Annotated in this window: 10 protein-coding genes and 1 tRNA gene; all 11 read left to right on the plus strand. The window is 64.0% G+C overall.

The genetic code is table 11. From position 1 onward, the window contains the following. Nucleotides 1-284: hypothetical protein (locus GPA21_RS09485; RefSeq protein ID WP_425483695.1), on the plus strand; the 284-nt coding region annotated here is incomplete at its 5' end. A 90-nt stretch (nucleotides 285-374) separates the two neighbouring features. Next, nucleotides 375-1,004 carry an SRPBCC family protein gene (locus GPA21_RS09490; protein ID WP_168987962.1) on the plus strand — a complete coding sequence of 210 codons (630 nt, stop codon included), beginning with the start codon at nucleotides 375-377 and terminating at the stop codon, nucleotides 1,002-1,004. After that, nucleotides 1,001-1,963 carry an AAA family ATPase gene (locus GPA21_RS09495; protein WP_168987963.1) on the plus strand — a complete coding sequence of 321 codons (963 nt, stop codon included), beginning with the start codon at nucleotides 1,001-1,003 and terminating at the stop codon, nucleotides 1,961-1,963. Before GPA21_RS09490 ends, GPA21_RS09495 begins: the two co-directional genes overlap by 4 nt. Further along, nucleotides 1,963-3,117 (plus strand): VWA domain-containing protein, encoded by a 1,155-nt coding sequence (locus GPA21_RS09500; protein WP_168987964.1) that lies wholly within the window; start codon nucleotides 1,963-1,965, stop codon nucleotides 3,115-3,117. The genes GPA21_RS09495 and GPA21_RS09500 overlap by 1 nt, the downstream gene beginning before the upstream one ends. Nucleotides 3,118-3,138: 21 nt before the next feature. After that, nucleotides 3,139-3,810, plus strand: a complete 672-nt coding sequence (locus tag GPA21_RS09505) for a nucleotidyltransferase family protein (protein ID WP_168987965.1) — start codon at nucleotides 3,139-3,141, stop codon at nucleotides 3,808-3,810. Between the two features lie 95 nt (nucleotides 3,811-3,905). After that, nucleotides 3,906-3,982, plus strand: a tRNA-Arg gene (locus GPA21_RS09510). Between the two features lie 317 nt (nucleotides 3,983-4,299). After that, nucleotides 4,300-5,061: a response regulator transcription factor gene (locus GPA21_RS09515; RefSeq protein WP_211163515.1), complete on the plus strand. Its 762-nt coding sequence runs from the start codon at nucleotides 4,300-4,302 to the stop codon at nucleotides 5,059-5,061. Further along, nucleotides 5,054-7,750 carry an ATP-binding protein gene (locus GPA21_RS09520; protein ID WP_168987967.1) on the plus strand — a complete coding sequence of 899 codons (2,697 nt, stop codon included), beginning with the start codon at nucleotides 5,054-5,056 and terminating at the stop codon, nucleotides 7,748-7,750. The genes GPA21_RS09515 and GPA21_RS09520 overlap by 8 nt, the downstream gene beginning before the upstream one ends. A gap of 801 nt (nucleotides 7,751-8,551) precedes the next feature. Continuing rightward, nucleotides 8,552-15,889: a DUF7933 domain-containing protein gene (locus tag GPA21_RS09525; RefSeq protein ID WP_211163516.1), complete on the plus strand. Its 7,338-nt coding sequence runs from the start codon at nucleotides 8,552-8,554 to the stop codon at nucleotides 15,887-15,889. Then, nucleotides 15,886-19,998 (plus strand): OmpA family protein, encoded by a 4,113-nt coding sequence (locus GPA21_RS09530; protein WP_211163517.1) that lies wholly within the window; start codon nucleotides 15,886-15,888, stop codon nucleotides 19,996-19,998. The genes GPA21_RS09525 and GPA21_RS09530 overlap by 4 nt, the downstream gene beginning before the upstream one ends. Before the next feature lie 453 nt (nucleotides 19,999-20,451). Then, the gene (locus GPA21_RS09535; protein ID WP_168987969.1) at nucleotides 20,452-20,808 is read left to right on the plus strand and encodes a NifB/NifX family molybdenum-iron cluster-binding protein; all 357 of its coding nucleotides are present in this window, start codon (nucleotides 20,452-20,454) and stop codon (nucleotides 20,806-20,808) included. The last annotated feature ends 109 nt before the right edge of the window (nucleotides 20,809-20,917 follow it).

Genomic DNA, 20,917 nt, shown 5'->3' on the forward strand with positions numbered 1-20,917 from the left:
CCTTCGATGAGCAGGGCAACATCCAGGGCAACTCGCTGATGGATTATTTCGTGCCGACCGCGGTCGAAACACCGAAGTGGGAGACCGACTTCACCGTGACGCCGTCGCCGCATCACCCGCTCGGCGCCAAGGGTGTGGCCGAATCGCCCCACGTCGGCAGCATCCCGACCTTCACCAGCGCAATGGTCGATGCGCTGTCGCACCTGGGCGTGACCCATGTCGACATGCCGCACAGCGCGTATCGCACATGGAAGGAGTTGAAGCGCTTGGGCGTAGCGCATTGACGACCCACTGAGTGCGGGGCGGCCGGGTTGTCATTCCCGGCCGCAACGTCGCACCCCCAGCTACAACAGAACAGAGACAAGGAATCCCTCATGCAAGTCACACTCGACAAGCAGTACCCGATCGCCGCGCCGCTGGATGCGGCCTGGTCGGTGATGACCGACATTCGCGAACTGGCTACCTGCATGCCGGGCGCACAGATCACCGAGCAGGTCTCGGACAACGAATACAACGGCGCGGTCAAGGTCAAGGTCGGCCCCGCCACTGCGCAATTCACCGGGGACATCGAAGTGCTCGGCATCGACGCCGACACCCGCACCCTGCGCATGATCGGCAAGGGCGCCGACAAGGGCGGGTCGACCGCATCGATGGAGCTCACCGCCACCCTGGTCGCCGCCGAAGACGGCAGCACCACGCTGCAGGGCAAGGCCGACGTCATCGTCAATGGCAAGTTCGCGCAGTTCGGCGGCCGCATGCTCAACTCGGTGTCGGACGTGCTGCTGGCCCAGTTCGCCGCCAACTACTCCAACAAGGCCCAAGCGCTCGCGCCGGCCGCTGCGATGGAGGCCGACACCGGCGCCGGTGAAGCCGCCGCCCAGTCCCAGCAGGCTTCGGCCGCGCGTGCCGCACCCCCGCCGCCCAAGGAGCTCAACGCCTTCGGTCTGATCTGGGCGGTCATCCGTAACTTCTTTCTCGGCCTGTTCGGCCGTCGCCAGGGATGACTTCCGCGCCGAGTCCGGCCGCGCCGGCCAACCCCGGTGAACTGCGCCAGCGTCTGTTCGAGGCCGGCTACATCGCCGACGACGCGTTGGCCAATGTGCTGTGGATGGCGCTTCGTCTGGAGCGGCCGGTGCTGCTCGAGGGAGAGGCCGGCGTCGGCAAGACCGCGATCGCCAGCGCCGCCGCGCGCGCGCTCGGCCGGCCGCTGCTTCGTCTTCAGTGCTACGAAGGACTGGATCTCGGCCAGGCGGTGTATGAGTGGAACTACAGCCGCCAGTTGCTGGAGATCCGGCTGGCCGACGCCGACGCGGCCGACCGTGGGCACCTTCGTGAGCATCTGTTCACCGAGGAATTCCTGCTTCAGCGTCCGGTGCTGCAGGCGATTCGCAGCCCGCAGCCCGCGGTGCTGCTGATCGACGAGATCGACCGCGCCGACGAAGCCTTCGAGGCCTTTCTGCTGGAAACGCTCGCCGAATTCCAGGTGTCGATTCCCGAGATCGGCACGCTGCAGGCCGTGTCCCGGCCGCTTGTCGTACTCACCAGCAACAGCACCCGCGACCTGTCTGACGCGCTGCGTCGGCGTTGTCTGTATCAGTTCGTCGATTATCCCGAGCTCGGTCGCGAGATGGACATCGTGCGCCGTCTGGTGCCGCAGGCCGCTGAGCGGCTGGTGTCCGAGGCGGTGGCCTTCGTCCATCGCCTGCGCCGCGAGGATCTGGACAAGACGCCGGGCGTGGCCGAAACCCTGGATTGGGTGCGGATGCTTTTCGAACTTGGCCATGAATGCCTGCCCGAGGAAGCCGCGACGCTTCTCGGCACCATGTCCGCGCTCCTCAAGACCCGCGCCGACGCCTTCCAGATGAACGAGGATCTGGTGCGCCGCCTTGCCGGTGGGCGCCGGGTGGCCGAGGATGCCGGCGTGGTTGCACCCGCGGACGGCGCGCGGGCTGCGAGGGTGTGATGCGCGGCGGCGACCCGCGCGCGGCAGTGGGGCGCTTCGCCAACCACCTGCGGGCGCAGGGTTTCGCGGTCGGCTTCGAGGAAACCGGCCTGATGCTGCGCATCGCGGCTGAAACCCCGCTCGCCGAGTTTCGTACGCTGTCGCCGCTGTGGCGGTCGGCGGTGTGCGGCAACCGGCGCGAGTGGGATCGCTTTCCCGCCATCTTCGACCGTTACTGGTTTCCCCGCCGAACCCGCGGCACCGTGCGCACGACCGGCACGCCGTCGCGCCGTCGCAGCCTGCCCGAGCGGGTCGCGGATCTGCACCGCCAGCTCGAAACCGGGGGCGACAGCCAACCCGGTGGATCGCAGGCATCATGGGCCGGGCAGGGCAGCGGCGACGATGCCGCCGAGCCAGAACACTCGCCGCGCGCAATGGGGGGCGCGAGCCGCAGCGACCCGGCCGAGGGGCGTCCCTTCGCGGAATGGATGCCGCAGGACATCGAGCGCATCGACGCGGCCGTGACGGCCTTCGCCCGCCGCCTGCGACGCATTCTGCTGCGTCGCCGCGAGCGGTCCGCGCGCGGCGAGCTGGATTTGCGCGCCTGCCTGCGTGCCGCGCACAGGACCTCGGGCGAAATACTCAATCTCGAGACCCGGCGCAACAAGCGACGCGAACCGCGCATTGCCGTGATGGTGGATGTCAGCCGCTCGATGGAACGTCACGCCCCGCTGTTTCTGCGCATGGCGCGGGTGTTCGGGGAGCGTTGCGGCGCCCGGGTGTTCGTTTTTCATACCCGGCTGGCCGAGGTCAGCGGCATGCTGCGTCGCCCGGGGCGCAAAATGCAGGAGCGCATCAATGCGGTGAGCTTCGCCTTCGGCGGCGGCACCCGCATCGCCACGACACTGGAAGAGGCGTTGGACGGGCCGCTGCGCGGAGGCTTGGGGCGTCGCGACCTGTTGCTGATCTGCAGCGACGGTTTCGATGCCGATCCGCCGGAGTGCCTGCCGCAGGTCTTGTCACGGGTGCGCGCGCGGGGCACCGACGTCGTCTGGTTGCACCCGACCAAGGAAAAACCGGCCTCGCTTGCTCTGCAGGCCGCTGAAGCATCGGTGCGCGCCTTCGTGCCGGTGCATGACATGGATAGCCTGGCCCGGCTGCCTGCCGGGCTTTGAACAGACAATCGGGAGACGAACATGGGATGTCCGTTGAAACAGGGTGGTGGCCTCTACGCCCGCGTCGCGGTCGGTGCGGTGCTGCTCGCAGCGGGTGAGGGCAGCCGCATGGGCGGGGTCGCCAAGCCGCTGATCCGCCTGCAGGGCGTACCGCTGATCCGCCGCCAGCTGGTGGCCCTGTCGGGCGCCGGGGTGGACGAAGTCGTTGTCGTCACCGGTCACCGGCATGAGGCGGTCGAAGCGGTGATCCAGGATTTTCCGGTGACGCTGGTGCATAACCCCGACTATGCTCAAGGGCAGCAGGGTTCGGTGCGGCGCGGCCTGGAAGCCCTGTCGCCCAGGCTGGATGCGGTGCTCGTGCTGCTCGCCGATCAGCCCCTTATCGGAGCCGGCGACCTCACCGAGCTCATCTCGGCGTTCAAGAAGCGCCCGTCCGGGCATGTCGTCGTGCCCATGGTCGATGGCCAGCGGGGCAATCCGATCATGCTCGACGCCGAGGCCCGCGACGAGATTCTCGCCAGCGGGCGCAATCTTGGCTGTCGCAACTTGGTCGACCGCAACCCCGAGCTGGTCCATGCATTCGAAACCGCCAATCGCCGCTTCGTCACCGACCTCGACACCCGAGAGGATGTCGAGGCCCTGGCTGCGCGCACTGGCTGGCGCTTCGATCTGCCGGATACCGCGACTGTTTGACCGGGCGCGGCGGGTGATATCCGGATGTCCGCGAAAAACTGCAGCACGGAGTTGACGTCGCCAGAATCGTCGCTATAATTCCGTTTCTTCGCTGCGCGCTCGTAGCTCAGTTGGATAGAGTACCTGGCTACGAACCAGGGGGTCGTGGGTTCGAATCCTGCCGAGCGCGCCACAGTATCAAGCAAAAACGCCACTTCGAAAGAAGTGGCGTTTTTGCTTTCACCGCAATCGAGTCTGTGCATGGTGCCCTGATTTGTCGGATGGTGGGCGCTAATCTCTTGGCGCGCGAGCGCGGGATCGTGTTCCGGTCCGGTGATTCACGTTGCAAATGGCAGGTTTGGCAATGTGCCAAGTCACAAAAGTTTGCAGGCATAGACGTTGTTCTTGCACGTCTAAAAAGGTATTTATCGGTAATGAATCGTGGCCGCTTGGCCATAATCCTACGTTGCCTTCGATTGCCTCTGGAACCCTATGCTGACAGGAAAGCGAGTGCTGGTCATCGACGACGCTGAAGCCGAGAGGATGCTGATCTCGACCTACCTTCAGACGCAGGGATGCCGGCTTTATCACGCGCAGAACGGTGAGGATGGTATCCAGAAGGCACGGCTGCTCGGGCCCGATCTCATCCTGATGGATGCCGAGATGCCGCGATGCGACGGTTTTGCAGCCTGCCGGGTCCTGTCCGAAGATCCAGCGACCGCGCATGTGCCGATCATCTTTCTCTCCGCCTACGCTGAGCCCGAACAGCGCGTCAGGGGTTTGCTCGCCGGTGCAGTGGACTACATCGGCAAACCCTTCGATTTCGATGAGGTCCGGCTGCGTTTGTCGGTGCATTTGCGGCAGAGACCTGAACCTACCGCGCCACCCCCTGTACATGGCGATCCTGGCGCGGGTGAATCCCATGGCGCGAACCTTCACGGCCTGCTGTTCCAGGGCGCACGCGTGCATTTGCTGAAGTCCCTTAGGGAACCGCCTGGTGTTCATGAACTTGCGGAACTGATTGGCACCAATGCCAAACGTCTGAACGAAGCGTTCAGACACTGCGCGGGCGTCACGATATCCGAGTACCTCCGTGAGGAGCGGATGAAGGAGGCCTCGCGGCTGTTGCGTCACACCGACGCGAGCATCACCGAAATTGCCGAAAGCATTGGATTCGGTAGTGGCGCAAATTTTTCCACCGCATTCAAGACCCGCTTTGGCCTGACACCGAAACACTACCGGCACCAGCGCACGGATCTGGACGGTGACTGAGGCGGTGTCACGCCTGATCGGTGTGCTATATGTCCGCGGGCTGCTCGTGCTCGCGTGGCTGTGCTTAGCCGCTGGTGCGACCGCCGCGGAGTGCGAACCGATCGACGTTTACAGCGCGCAACCGGACGTCGATTTCGTCGGTGCCATGTGTCTGCTCGAAGTCGCCGCGGACGAGATCTTGATTCCCGATGACGCGCTCGCCGGCAGCAAATGGGTGCCGGTCGCTTCTGACCGGGATCGGCTCGCTGCACCGCGGCAGCGATCGACCCTTTGGCTCAAGTCGCGGCTGACGAACTCCGGCACCGACGCCGTGCAGCGCTGGATCGAGTTCTATCCCTGGCGATTGCGCGACGTGCAAGTCTGGCTTATCGATCCGAGAACCGGCGTGGTGCGGGATCATCTGCTCAATGGCCTGGACGTCCCGATCACCGACAGAGACATCCGCACACGGCGCACGCTGGTCCCGGTTACGCTGTCGCCCGACGAATCGGTGCTGATGCTGGTGCGTATACATGGCGACCACCGAGCGGGGGTCAAGATTACCGCCTGGGCGCCGGGTGCATTCAGTGCGGACCAGGCCGAGCGCCTGAAAGTCTATTCTCTGGTCACGGCCGTCATGCTGACGGTGGTTTCGGTCCTGTTCCTGCAGTTCAGGATGGGTTACGTACTGCTTGGAGCGTGGGCGTTGAGCCTGTTCGTGCTCGAGGTGGAGAAAGATGGCTTTCTGAGCTTCCTGCTGTTCCCCTCGATGTCGCAACTCTCGGTATATCTGATCACCATCTTCAGCGTCTTCGAGAAGGCGCTTTTTCTGGCGATGTCGGTCCACTTGCTTGGTCTGAACAAGCATCGGTTGTGGCGATGGAGCCTGCCTGTCGGCTTGGGCGCCGCCTGCGCGTATGCGCTTTCGATCAGTGTGCTCGACGGTGGGCAGATGCGCAGCCTGGCGGTCACGCTGCATCTCGGCTTCCTCCTGCTGTGGCTCATGCTGCTGCCCGCGGCGCTGTCCCAGCCCGGGCGCTGGAAATACGTGAATCTCGTGGTCTTGGGGTGCGTCTGGGTGGCGACGGCGACGGTCGTCATCGGTTACGGGCAGGGCACGGTTGCCGCATTGACCTTCAGCACGCTCCGAGTCGTCGTCTCGGTGATGGCGCTGATGGTTCTGATCTGGGTGTACAGCCGACGCATCCACGAATACGAGCGCAACCTCGCCGCACGAGTGCGGCGCCTGGAACAGGCCGATCGCGACTGGCTTGAGCATCTCGTCGAGATACGCACGCGGGAGCTGGAAGTCGCGCGCCACGAAGCTGAAAAGGCGAACGCCGCGAAGACGGCCTTCCTCGCGCGGGTCACCCACAATCTGAAATCCCCGCTGACCGCCATCATGGGCTATGCCCAACTGTTGAGAGGGGAACCCGGAAAAGTCGGCCGGATGAGCGGTTTCATCCACGACAGCGCCGACCACATGCTGAACCTGCTCACCCGGCTCATCGACCATGCACGTGACGTCACCGCCATCGAGGTGACCCCGCGCGATGTCTATCTCCACACGTTCATCGACAGCCTGTGCAACGAGGCCGACATCCTCGCGTCGCGCAACGGCAACGTATTCCGGCTCGAACGAGCCAATGCGCTCGATCCTGTGGTTCGCTGCGACGAAACCCTGCTGCGGGAGATTCTGCTGAACCTGCTCGAGAACGCGGCCAAATACACCCGCGACGGCGAGATCGTGCTCAAGGTTTCGACTGAACACCCTTCGGTTGGCAACGAAAGACGGCTTGTATGGGTCGTCCGCGACACCGGGCAAGGCATCCCAAAGGCCGAGCAGGCAAGCGTCTTCGAACCCTTCTACCGCGCCTCGCCGCAAGGTGAAGGCGTGGGGCTGGGGCTGCCCACGGTCAAAGCGCTCGTCGGCAAGCTTGGTGGCGACATCAGTCTTGAAAGCGAACACGGCGTCGGCACAAGCGTGCGGGTCTCGATACCGGTCGAACCCGGTAACGAGGCTCTGGTCGCGATCGCCCGGCGTGATCTGCCGCGTCACATGCTGCCGCAGTTCGACGCCGGGGGGCGTCGCGCCTGGGTTGTTGAGGATGCCTCGGTGATCCGTGAGCTACTCGATGCGGAACTCTCCGCGATGGGCTTCACAGTGCGGACCTTCGCCGACGCCGAGTCCGCCACCGCCGCTCTGAACGCTACCGACGTCTCCGAGCGGCCGACGCTGGTGCTGACCGACCATCGCCTGCCGGGTGAAAGTGGCGACACCGTGCTGCAAGCAGTCAAGCAGACCGACCAGACAGTGTCGGTGATTCTCCTCTCGGCCACCCGGGAACTCGAAACACCGCCTCCAGCCAGCGACTGGCAGTACGCCGCGCGATTGTCGAAACCGGTCGACCTCGCGCAACTGCGCAGCGAAATAGCGAGAATCTGCGGCCTGGAGCAAGTCACAGTCCGGCTGGCCGCCCCCGGGTGGAAGTACGACGCCACCCCCGCACCGACCACCTGGCCACCCGATAGCGACGCCGTAGCGATCGTGCAGCAATGGCTGGCGCTTGGCGCGGTGACCGACCTCGTGGAGTGGTGCGATTCCGCGGCCACGCAACACCCGGCACACGCCGGCGCCATCGCCGATCTGCGTCAGCTAGCCGAACGCGGTCAGTTTGGCGCCTTTGCCACCCGGCTGCAGGCACTCTGACCCCTCCCCGGCGTTCGCCGGCGAGGGCAGCAACTCCGCCTCTTCACTATCGTCACCGCCCGGCAATCCGTGATGTATTTCACGCGCGAGCGCCCTGTTGGCGTTGGTTTAACGCGTTGACACGTTTCGCTGCCTGCGAGCAAAGGCGAATGCCTTTCAGCAAAAGAATGCTTGTCGCTACGCACCTAGAATTCGCGACCTGAAAGCAGACCTCCGCTCGGTCTCCACGCTGCGACCGACGGGGGTTTGCCTTTGCATCGGTGCTTGGTCGGCAATCAAAAGGTGGTGAGCGTGTTCAAGAAAAATGGAATTGTCGTTGCGAACGAAATCGACCGGAGTCGGGCGGGCCAAGAGACCAACCGATGCGCGGGGCAAAGCATGCAAGCGCCGACCATGCTCGGTCGCCTTGGGCGACGCTACGTTGCGGCGTCCCTTCTGGCGCTCGGATTGACATTCGGGCATCAAGCCTTCGCGGCGCTTGGTGTTTCAGTCACCATTCCGGCTGGTCAGCCGACGGACATCTACCCCGGCGAGATCACGCAGTTGCAGATCACGATCTCGAACAATAACGAGTCGGCACCGATCACGGGTACCGCCTTCAGTAACAGCCTGCCGGGCACCTTGCCCAATGGCCTGCGAATCGCGGGCGCATTCACATACACCTGCGCAGAAGGGGGAGGTGAGGTTGGTACCGCCGGAAGTGTCACCGCATCCGGCGGAACACAGCATGTCGCACTGACGGGCGGCACAATCCCTGTCCGTACTAGCAATGTCGATGGCAGTTGCACCATCACCATACCGGTGACCGCCGGCACGTCCGACGGTTTGTCGGCAACGTACAACTATCAGATAGCAGCGGGTGCCGTGACTGGAAACGACGGCGCTTCGGTGTCGAATGTTGGTGCCGTAAGCCAAAGTGTCAACGTGCGTGCCTTGACCCGGCCGACGATCAGCAAGAACTTCAACTCCGGAACGCTGGTTCTCGGTGGCGCCGCGACACGGTTGACAATCACCGTAAGCAATTCGAACCCTGTGCCGATCGCAGGTTTCACCGTCACGGATCCGCTTCCGGACACCATTCGCGTGGCCAATCCGCCGAACGCCAGTGCCACCTGTACTGCAGGTGGCACAGACCCAGCAGTAACAGCCGCTGCTGGGGCAGCGAGCGTGTCGGCTTCCAGCGGAACGCTTCCCGCGAACGGGATCTGCACGATCGAAGTCGATGTTGTCGGTCACAACACTGCAGACGAGTATTCAGACACACGTCAAAACCGGATCGATCGCAGCTCCGGATTTACCAATGAGCTCGGTATCCGCGCCGAGGCCGATGCGACAAGAAACATCACGGTACGCTCGCCCTTGCGCGTCACGAAGGCCTTTTTGCCAACGCAAATCGCGGCGGGGCAAGCCGGATCTGTGACCATCACGCTATTCAACGACGGCTCCACACCCCTCACGATCACTACTTTCGACGACAGTCCGATTGATGGCGTAGGTGGTGTTGTCGCGGATCGTGGGCTGGTGGTCACAAGTGTGGAGAATACCTGTGGTGGTTCAGCAACCATTCTTTCACCAGATGGTGTTGGCCGTGGTGTCCGCCTGACGGGTGGCACGATACCGGCGAATGGATCGTGCACAGTAACAGCGAATTTCAACGCCTTCACCCAGGCAGACCATACGCCGGTTACCTATACGAACGAGGTCGTCGAGGATGCTGTTGGCATCTCTGGGTCGGACATCGTCAGCCAGGCGGCCTCCGCCACCATCCTGGTTTCCGACACGCTCCGTGTGCTCAAAGCCAACCTCGCCTCCGCGCCGCGCCCCGGGGAGCCGGTGCGCTACCGTGTAACCGTCCAGAACTGGTCGACATCCGGCATGAGCAACGTGCAGGTTGTGGATGCCCTGCCGGGTGGCCTGACCTACCTGACCGGAACGCTCGGTGACAATGACTATTCCCCGACGCTCACCGCGGCGTGCGGCCCGCTGGAGACCACGAACGCGACCGGGGATACCGGGCTTACTTTCACCATTCCAATGATTCCGGCCCGCAGTTCGGACACTTCGCCCGGCGCGTGCGTCCTGGAGTTCTACGCGATGGTGCCGGCAGGTGCGGCGGCTGGCTTGAGTACCGCCAATACGATCGATGCGAGTGCCGTGTGCACGGATGCTGGGTCTGGTATCTGCAACGGCGGTGCTGCGACCTCGGAGAATAGAGCGGTCGTCGCCAACGTGCTCGCGATGACCAAAAGCTTCACGCCTGCTGGTCCATTGCCCGAAGGTTCGGTCACTCGCATGCGGATCGCACTGCAGAACTTCTCTGCGAATCCGCTCACGGCATTGACCATTTCCGATACTTTGCCGATCGGCTCCGAGGGTAGCCAGATGCAGATCGCCAATCCGGCCAATGCAGCCACGACCTGCGGCGGATCGATCGTCACTGGCGCGAACTCCATTGAACTCAATGGCGGCAGCATCGCCGCCCGGGCAGATGCAGGCAGTGGTGCTGCCGGCAGTTGTTTTCTCGAGGTCGACGTCGTTGGTGCTGCCGGCACTTATACGAACACGGCCAATGCCGCGGCCACACGATTGCTTGCGAACGGCACTTCCACAACGGTTTCGACCGATGCAACGGCCCCGATTACCTTCAACTCATCGCTGACGGCGTCGAAGTCCTTCAGTCCGGCGGTGATTTCGGAGGGTGGGCGCAGCACGGTTCGGATCACCCTGAACAACGGTGGTTCAGTGGCGCTCACCAACGTTTGGCTGTCCGATCCGCTTCCGGCCGGGATGGTCGTCGCCGATCCGTCGAATGCCTACACGACCTGTGCGGGATCGACCGAGGTCACCGCCGTCGCGGGTGCCAGCCAGGCGAGCCTGGCCGGCGCGTCGATCATCGGCAATGGTAACTGCGATTTCATCTTTGACGTTACGGCCACCGGGCCGACGAACTGGGTCAACACCATCCCTGCGGGGAATATCACCGCCGCCGGGGGTATCCGGAACATCACGCCAATCACCGCAACCCTGACTCGACAGGCCCCGCAAGGCCTGACCGTCGCGAAACAGACCGATCCTTCGACCCTCACCTTTCCGGGGCAAGTCAGCCGTCTGACGATTACCATCACCAACGGCACCCAGGCGGTCACCGGTTTGTCCCTGACGGACCACTTTACGAACGATGGTCTGCCGGGAGGCACGCCGAACGGCATGGTGGTGGCTTCGACCGCCGCCGCAGCGACGTCCTGCCCGGGTGGCATCCCGGAAGCCACACCTGGCGCCATCTCGGCGGGTGTCAGCGGTGTGAGCCTGGCGGCCAATGCATCCTGCACCTTGTCTCTGAATGTGACGTCAACAGTGGTTGGTGGTATCACCAACGTGATTCCGCCCAGTGCCATCCGCACAGATCAGGGGCTGACCAACAGTAACCAGGCGACTACCAGCCTGACGACTGCAAGCAACATCGGAATCACCAAGCAATTCACGCCGAACGTGGTTGAACCCGGTGATCGGTCGCGTCTGCGCATCACGCTCTTCAACCCGGGTTCGCAACCTGCGGCCAATGTATCGTTGACCGACGTTTTGCCGGTCGGGGTCATTGTGCCGCCGGGACCGAATCCGGTCACGAATTGCCTAGGTGGTACTGTGAGTACACCGGTACCCGGCGAGGTGCACATCGCCGGCGTCAGCCTGCCGGCCGCATCAGGCGGAACAGTGGCTTCCTGCTTCGCCGAGATCGATGTTCTCGTCAGCGCCCAGGGCGATTACGTGAATACCATTCCGGCGGGTGCGCTGAGCGGCAGTGTGGGTGGCATTACGGTCACCAACTCGCAACCCGCGTCCGATACGCTCAGAGCGAGCTTGCCCCTGGAAATCCAGAAAGCGATCGATAATCGCACGCTGGATTCAACCATTCAGCCTGGTTCAGGCTTCAGTACGGACGCGGCTACCGCCGCGCCAGGACAGGTGAGGGCGCTGACCATACGTCTGCGAAACCCGAATAACGTGGCCATCACTGGCCTTGGCTTTACCGACACGCTGCCAGCGAACCTGGTCGTGGCGCCAACACCCAATGCGGCAACCACTTGTACGGACGGCACGGTCTTCGCCGGCCCGTCCGCCACCAGCGTCAGGCTCGCCGGGGCCACAGTAGGTGCGAACAGCGCATGTACGGTGACGGTGGATGTGTTGTCCAACATATCCGGCAGCTATTTGAACGAGATCGATGCCGGCGCAGTGAGCAGCGAGCAGGGTGTAACAAATGCCGAACCCACCCGTGCCCGCCTGGTGGTGTCCACGCCGCCCACGGTTGGCAAGCAGTTCGAGCCGGCGGTGATTCCCGCCGGTGGAACTTCGCGCCTGACCATCTTCCTCGGCAATGCCAACGAGAGCAACGCGACGCTGTCGAGCGCACTGATCGATACCCTCCCGATCGCACCCGGCAACATCATGATTGCCGCTACCCCGGGCGTCGATTCGACATGTACCGGCGCCGTGACCGCGACGGCCGGTTCGGGTGAAGTGCGACTGGCCAACGGCTCGACCATTCCCCCCGGGGGTTGCAGCATCAGTGTGAACGTTACCGGAAACGTCGCCGGAGACTACACCAACGTCATTGCTGCAGCGGCGCTGCAGACCGATCTCGGCAACAATCCGCAACCCGCCGTCGCGCCGCTCAGCGTGAGCAGTCTCGGCTTCATTTCCGGCCGGGTTTTCCTCGATAACAACCTTTTGCCCAACGGCACCTTCGAGCCGGGCGTCGACAGTGGTTTGCCGGGGGTGAGCATCGAACTGAGGAGTGGTGCCGACTGCGGCGGCGCGCTTGTCGGCACGACTACGACCGACGCACTCGGCAACTACCTGTTTACCGGGTTGAGCGCCGACACCTACTCGGTCTGTCAGCCTGTACAACCGGCTGGCACCCTGAACGGGGCGACGACTGCTGGCGCCATCGTGGCCAACAACGGTAGTACGGGTACGTCCGGTAATGGCTCGAATCCGACGGCCACCAGCAGTCAGATCACGAACATTGTGCTCAACGACGATGGGGGAAGCGGCGAAATCAGCGGCTCCAGCGGCAACAATTTCGCCGAGATCGTACCGTCGCGTATCGAGGGCATCGTTTTCCTCGACAACAACAACAACGGCGTGCAGAACGGCGGTGAACCTGGCATCGCGGGTGTCACGATCACGCTGACAGGCACGGACCACCTTGGCAACACGGTATCGCTGTCCACCGACACCGATGCAAATGGAGGCTATGTTTTCGACGGGTTGAGGCCTGGTACTTATACGGTTACCCAACCGGCACAACCCGCGGGTACCGCCAATGGCATCACCTCAGCCGGAACCGTGCCGAACGGTGGTACGCAGGGGACACCGACGACGCTTGTCACGTTGCCCAGCGCCATCAGCAACATCATCCTGCCGCCTAATACAACCGCAAGCGGTAACAACTTCGCCGAGATTCCAAACACACGGACCATCTCCGGCGTCGTCTTCCTCGACTACGACAACAATGGCCTGCTGGACGGAGTCGACCACGGCATCGGCGGCGTAGCCCTTGAACTGACCGGCACGGACATCAATGGCAATCCGGTGACCCGCACGACCACCACCTTGCCCGACGGCACCTATGCCTTTACCGATGTGCCGGAAGGCACCTACACGGTGATTCAACCGGATCAGCCGGCGGGAACGACCAACGGGATTCCAACGGCTGGCAGCACGGGTGGAACGGCGACCAATCCGACGGCAACAAGTAGCCAGATTTCAAGTATCAGCCTTGTAGGTGGTGACCGGATCTCGGCTTTGAACAACTTTGCCGAACTTCCGGGTGCTGCCCCCGACCTGACGATTCGAAAGACCCACAGCCCAGCCAGCTTCGCAGCGGGTAGCAGCACAGGTTTTTACACGATTACGGTGAGCAACCTCAGCCCGGTTGCGCCCAGCAGCGGCACGGTGACAGTGGTCGACACCCTGCCTGCGGGCATAGCGCCGCTAGCGGCCTTCGGTAGTGGTTGGACGTGTTCGATTTCAGGGCAGACGGTGACATGCGCCACCGACACGGTGATTGGCGTTTCAGCTGATGCGCCTGCCATTACCCTGCGCGTAACAGTCGATACGGGCCTTGTCGGGCAGATCCTGATCAACACTGTGACTGTCAGTGGTGGTGGCGAGCCACCGGGTTTCGCCGGAAATAACACTGCGATCGACCCGACGCCGATTTCCGAGGTTGCCAGTCTGTCGGGTAGTGTGTGGCGAGATTTGAATCATGATCGTGTGCGGGATCCAGGCGAGCCCGGTGTGGCGGGTTGGCGTGTCGAGCTCGTGCTGGGGTCGACGGTTGTGGCCACGGCGTTGACCGACGCGGACGGTCAGTACGCGATCAGCAACGTATCGCCGGGCAGCGGTTATCAACTTCGATTCGTGGAGCCGAGCACCGGGCAGGTGTTCGGAAGCGCGGTACCGAACGAAGGTGGGTTGCCGGTCACCGACAACGTGAGAGACGACCCCGCTGCTCCGGGGACGACGAACGCCGGCAATCCCGCAGGCGCGGCCCTTGGAGACGGCACGCTGCGCAACCTCACGCTGTTTGCGGGCGACAATATCGTTGAGCAGAGCTTGCCGCTTGACCCGGCGGGTGTCGTTTATGACGCCGTGACGCGCCACCCCGTGGCCGGCGCGGTCGTCACCGTTTCCGGCCCGGCTGGGTTCGATCCGCAAATACACCTTGTTGGTGGTAACGCCAGCGTCACGACCGGAGCAGATGGCTTTTACCAGTTCTTGCTCACTCCGTCGGCACCGGCTGGCGAGTATGTGCTGGCCATTACAACTTTCCCTGCCGGCTATCTGCCGCAACCTTCCCAGATCATTCCGGTTTGTACCAATACGTTGAGCGTAGGGTCCATACCAAACCCGGCTCTCGTTCAATCCAGCGACAATCCTCCTGGTGCTGGGGCGCCACTGCATGATCAGGCGACATGCCCTTCGCTCAGCAGTGTCCTCAGCCCAGCCAATCAGGCCAGTACCCAGTATTTCTTTCGGTTCAACATCGACCCGACGACTTCGGCCGATGTGCTCAACAACCACATTCCGCTTGACCCGGTCCTTGGTGGTGCGATCCGCATCGTCAAAACCACTCCGCTGGTCAACGTGACCAAGGGTGAACCCGTGCCCTACACGATCACGGCGACCAACACGCTGGGTGTGACCTTGACCGATGTCGATCTGGTCGACCAGATTCCGCCGGGTTTCCGCTACCGCAGCAGCAGCGCCTCGATTCGTCATGGTGGGTCGGAGGTGTTCGTGCCGGTTGAACCGACGGTGAGCGGACGCATGCTGACCTGGCCTAGTCTGACTTTCGCGCCGGGCGAGGAAAAGACCGTGCGCCTGGTGCTGATGGTCGGTGCCGGTGTGGGCGAGGGCGAATACACCAACCTTGCCTGGGCGATGAACAGTCTGGCGGCGACCCGCATTTCCAATGTCGGCGAGGCGACCGTGCGCATCATCCCGGACCCGCTGTTCGACTGCTCGGACATCATCGGCCAGGTGTTCGACGACCGTAACGCCAACGGCTACCAGGACGACGGCGAACCCGGTATTCCCAATGTCCGAGTGGTCACCGCGCGTGGCCTGCTCGTAACCACTGATGCCGAAGGCCGCTTCCATGTGCGCTGCGCGGACATTCCGCAGCGCGACCGTGGCAGCAACTTCGTCATGAAGCTCGATGAGCGGACGCTGCCCTCCGGCTACCGGATCACCACCGAGAACCCGCGTGACGTACGCACCACGCGCGGGAAGATGGTCAAGCTCAATTTCGGCGCGACCATCCACAAGGTGTTCCGCATCGAGGTCGATGGGCGCGCGTTCGACACCGACAACCGCCTGCTGCCGGCATGGACAGCGCAACTTGCGGCGGTGGTGCCGCAGATGCAGATGCAGCCCAGTGTAGCCCGCCTCGCCTATGTGACCGACGGCAACGCCGGCCCCGAGGTCGAGAAGCAACTGCGCCAGCTTGAAAGCGATTTGCTGCGCATGTACCGCGAGCAGGTCGACAACAGGCCACCGGATATACCCCCATTGATTGTCGAGCGTGAGGAGATTGGAGTGATGCGTGGTGCCGAAGGAGGTGTGCGATGAGAACCGTCATCCGCCTGAAGCCCGTCGCCCTGGCAACGCTGAGTGCGCTGCTGGCCTTCCAGATCGCCCATGCCGACGAGCATGAGCACACCGGGAAGCGGGTAGACAACGCCCGCGTCGAGGTCCGCCCGGTGTCGACACAGGGCGAGCGCGAGCCGACGATCGGTTTCGCGCTGCCTTCCGGAGTGAGCCTGTCCGATGCGCATGCGATGCTCGGCGCCCCCACACCGGACACGCCGCCCACTGAGGTGGCGCTGCTGTCGGATCATGCCGATGGTTTGCGCTTCGAGTCCGGTCAGGCCGACCTGCTGCCGGAGTCCCGCGCCGCGCTGGACGCCATCGCTGAGCGCATGGCAAACCGGCCCGGACTGCGCATAGAGGTGGTCGGCCATGCCGACGCCCAGCGGATGACCGCCCGCACCCGTGCGCGCTTCGGCGACAACCAGGGCCTGTCCGAAGCGCGCGCGCTGGCAGTGGCCGATCATCTGCGCGGGCGGCTCGGCCTGGCGCCCGAAACAGTGTCGGTGCGCGGCGAGGGCGACACCCGCCCGGTGGCCACCAACCGCAACGAGGCAGGCCGGGCGCAAAACCGCCGGGTCGAGATTTCGCTGTGGTATGCGCCCGAAGTAGTCGCTGCCGCCGGCGTGTGCGACGCCCACGGCACCACCGACTTGCCGTTCCGGATCACGGTCGACGGTGAGCCGATGAACACCGGTGAGGGCATGAACGAGGCCGACCGCCAGCGTTGCGTCGATGTCGCGCTGGCCCGCGCCGACATCCAGATCAAGTACGACAGCCTCGCTGACGAGCCGGCGCTCAATGTATGGACCGGTCATGACGTGGCGCTGCAGGGCGAGACCGTGCGCTTTGCCGGCTGGAGCAATTATCTGGCGTGGATTTCGCGCGCCGAGCTGCGGGTTTTCGCACCCGGCGCGCGCGGCGACGCGCATCCGCTGACGGTGATCGACTTCGACTGGGTGGACGGCGCGAGCTGGACCGCACCGGTCGGCGAGCCGGGTGAATATCGCTATGTGTTGCGGGTGTATGACGAGCAGGGCCGTTTCGACGAGACTGCGGTGAAGACCCTCGCCGTAGTCGCCCGCGCACGACCAGCCGCCGACCTCGACGGCGCCGAGCGCGAAGCGCTCACCGGCTGGGGCGAGAATGCGCTGTCCCTGCGCAACATCCCGGTGCGTGGCGGCACGATCACGGTGAGTGGTCGTGATGTGGCCGAAGGCAGCACGGTGCGGGCGCTGGGCATGGAGGTGCCGCTGGGCGCCAATGGCCGCTTTGCCGAACGCCAGATCCTGCCGGCAGGGCCGCAGGCCGTGGAGGTCAGCGTGACCGGGCCGGAAGGCGATGTGGCGAGCTTCCGTCGCAACGTGTCGATTCCCACTGACGACTGGTTCTACATCGCGGTGGCCGATCTGACGATCGGACGCAACGTGGTCAGTCACCGCGACCGTGCCGAACTGGTTACCGGCGACGAACGCAGCTATCGCAACCGAACCTACATCGACGGACGTGGCGCGTTCTATCTCAAGGGCATGATCAAGGGCGAGTGGCTGCTGACTGCGTCGGCTGACACCCGCGAGCAACCGCTGCGCGACCTGTTCAGCAATTTCACCGAGAAGGATCCGCAGTATCTGCTGCGCAACATCGATCCGGACGCCTACTATCCCGTGTATGGCGATGACAGCACGACGGTCGACGACGCACCCACCCAGGGCAAGTTCTACGTCAAGCTCGAGCGCGGCGATTCGCATGTGATGTGGGGCAACTTCCAGACCTCGTGGGTCGGTAGCGAGCTGGTGCAGTATTCCCGCGGCCTGTATGGCGCGCGTGGGCGTTACGTGTCGGAAGACACCACCGCCTACGGCGAGCGTCGCACCCGTGCCGAAGTCTTTGCCGCCGATCCGGGCACGTTGGGCACCCGTCAGGAGTTCCGCGGCACGGGCGGCTCGCTGTTCTACCTGCGCAACCAGGACATCACCCAAGGTTCGGAGCGGCTGTGGGTCGAAGTGCGCGACAAGGACTCGGGCCTGGTCATCGAGCGCCGGCAGCTCACGCCGGGGCTGGACTACGACATCAATTACCTGCGAGGGCGGGTTTTCCTGAATCAGCCGCTGCCTTCGACCTCGGGTAGCGGTGGCGTGGTGTACACCAGTGCGTTGCCGGGTCACCCACTCTACCTGGTCGCAACCTACGAGTACGTACCGGGCTTCGAGCGGGTGGACAACCTGACCGCAGGCCTGCGGGCGACCCACTGGGTCAACGACTGGTTGCGGCTCGGCCTGACCGGTTTCCGCCAGGGCGAGGACGAGCAACGGCAGACGCTGGGTGGGCTGGACCTGTTGCTTCAGCTTGCGGCGGGCACCACTCTGGGCATCGAGATGGCGCGCTCGACCGGTGCCGCGGGTCAGTCGTTGGTCTCGGTCGACGGCGGGTTCGGTTTCGACGATCTCACCAGCCGTGGCGGCAACGCCTCGGCGCAACGCATCGAGGCGCGGGTCGACCTCGCCGACTGGACCGAAGGCGGGCGTGGCTGGGTGGATGCCTACTGGCAGAACCGCGAGCGTGGCTTCAGCGGACCCGGTCAGATAGGTTTCGGCGCGGACGGCGAAGCGGTCAACCAGGCCGGCGTCAATGCCCGGATAGGCGTCGGCGAGCAGGACGAACTGCTGGCCAAGGCCGACACCGTCGATGGCGATATCCAGCGCCGCGCGAGCGTCGAGCTCGGCTATCGGCATCAGGTGAACGAGGAGTGGGCGGTGGTTGGCGGGGTACGCCAGGAAGATCGCCGCACCCGCCAGCAAGGCGTGATCGAGAGTCGGCGTCTGGCCGAAGAAGGCAGCCGCACCGACGTGATCGGCCGGGTCGAATACCAGCCGCTCAAGGCCGACGGCGAACCGGGCGAACGCGAGGACTGGGATGTCTACGGTTTCGCCCAGGGTACGGTGGCGCGCTCGGGTGACCGCCGGAACAACAACCGGATCGGTGCGGGCGGTAGCTGGCAACTGACTGATCGCAGCCGCCTGCGCGCCGAGGCTTCGGGTGGTAGCAGCGGCCCCGGTGGCCTGATCGGGCTGGATCACCGGATTTCCGATCGCAGCAATGCCTATCTCAACTACGTGGTCGAGACCGACAGCCCGAACACGCCATGGCGTGGTCGAAGCGGCACCCTGGTCACTGGCGCGGACTTTCGCGTCAGCGAGCAGATGCGGGTGTTCGGCGAGAACCGGGTGGCGCACGGCGCAGGGCCCCAGTCTCTGACCCAAGCCTTCGGTGTCGATCTGGCGCCGAACGATCGCTGGACCTACGGCTTCGACGCCGAGTTCGGTCGCATCAGCGAGACGATCGGCGGTGATTTCCGTCGCCAGGCGCTGGGCATGAATGTCGCCTACCGAGACGACCGCACCCGCTACGCCGGCCGTCTGGAGTTCCGCCAGGATCGCAACAACGACGGCACTGGCCGGACCTGGCTCACCCGCAACACCATCAGCCACCAGTACGATCCGGCCTGGCGTCTGTTGGGCAAGTTGAACGTGGCGAACAGCAGCGGCAGCCGCGGTGCCTTCTGGGACGGCGATTTCCGCGAGGTCGTGCTGGGCGCGGCCTATCGTCCGATAGACAACGACCGCTGGAACACCCTGTTCAAGTACACCAACTTCCACAACGTGCCGTCGTCCGGTCAGTTGTCGGCCAGTGGTCGCAACGCCGATTACGCGCAGCGCAGTCAGGTGTTCTCGATCGATACCATCTACGACCTGCGTCCGTGGTTGTCGTTGGGAGCGAAATACGGCCTGCGCATTGGCGACGTGAAGTTCACGAATCCGGATAGCGAGTGGTTCCGCAGCCGGGCCGACCTGCTCGTGCTGCGTGCCGACTGGCACTTCGTGCGGGAGTGGGATGCGGTGGTCGAGTGGCGGAACCTGCGTGCGAAGGAAGCAAAGGACGCCAGGGCGGGCGCCCTGGTCGCGGTGTATCGGCACGTGGGCGAGCACGTCAAAATGGGCGTGGGCTACAACTTCACGACCTATTCCGACGACCTCACCGATCTGTCCTATCGCAGCAAGGGGTGGTTCTTCAACGTGCTTGCGACGTTCTAACGGACGCGTGCCTCGACGCAGATCGCTTTGCCGCGCTGGCGAAGCGTTGTGGCGAGCTGCCCGTCGTCGGTTGGTACTGGCGAGGAGAGTGTGCCACCAGGCCCAGTCCGCGCAGTGAGGATGGGCCTGCTGCCGCAACCAGTGGATCTGACCGTGGCAGTGCGATGGCAGGTGCTGACGGATCTGACGGTTGTGACGGCTAGCACTGATCGCTGGAGCGCGTGAGTGCAAGGGATTGTCGATGCTGGTTTGCGGGCATGGGTTTTGCTGAAGACCTGTCGAGGGATGAGTGATTCGGTCACCCTCATCAAGCCTGCACCACACCTCCGGCCGACCGGTGAGTACCTGAGGGCCTGAGGGCCTGAGTGACGGGCTCTTGTCCGTATTGGTGTGATGGCATTCACGATCGGGGTCGGCGTAGCCGCTCCAGCTTCCGCACCGGAGAACTCACACATGAAGATTGCCGTAACCAGTCAGAACTTTCGCACCGTGACCGCCCACGCCGGAAAAACGCGCCGTTTTCTGGTGTTCGACATCCCCTCGGGGGAATCGCCGCGAGAGGTCGATCGACTCGACCTGCCGCAGGAGATGGCTTTTCGAGTTTTTCGAGGCGATCAGCATCCGATCGACGGCGTTGCAGCACTGATCACCGGTGGCGCGGGCGAGGGTTTCCGCGCCCGTATGGGCAGACGTGGTATCGAGCTCGTCGTCACGAGTGAAACGGATCCCCTGCAAGCCGTCATTGACTACACCCGAGGCGTGGTCAAACCGGCCGCGCTGCATGCGCACGGCCACCACGGCGCGTCCTGATCAGCGCGAAGAGGGTGGCGCGGCGAGACAAACCGGTGGACCGGTCGTCCAGCCGCCGCCGAAACGGCTACCGTGGGTCACGGAGGGCCGCAGAACAAGTCGCCTCGAT

It is taken from the genome of Azoarcus taiwanensis, from assembly GCF_012910885.1.
GTDB classification, from domain to species: Bacteria; Pseudomonadota; Gammaproteobacteria; order Burkholderiales; family Rhodocyclaceae; genus Azoarcus_F; species Azoarcus_F taiwanensis.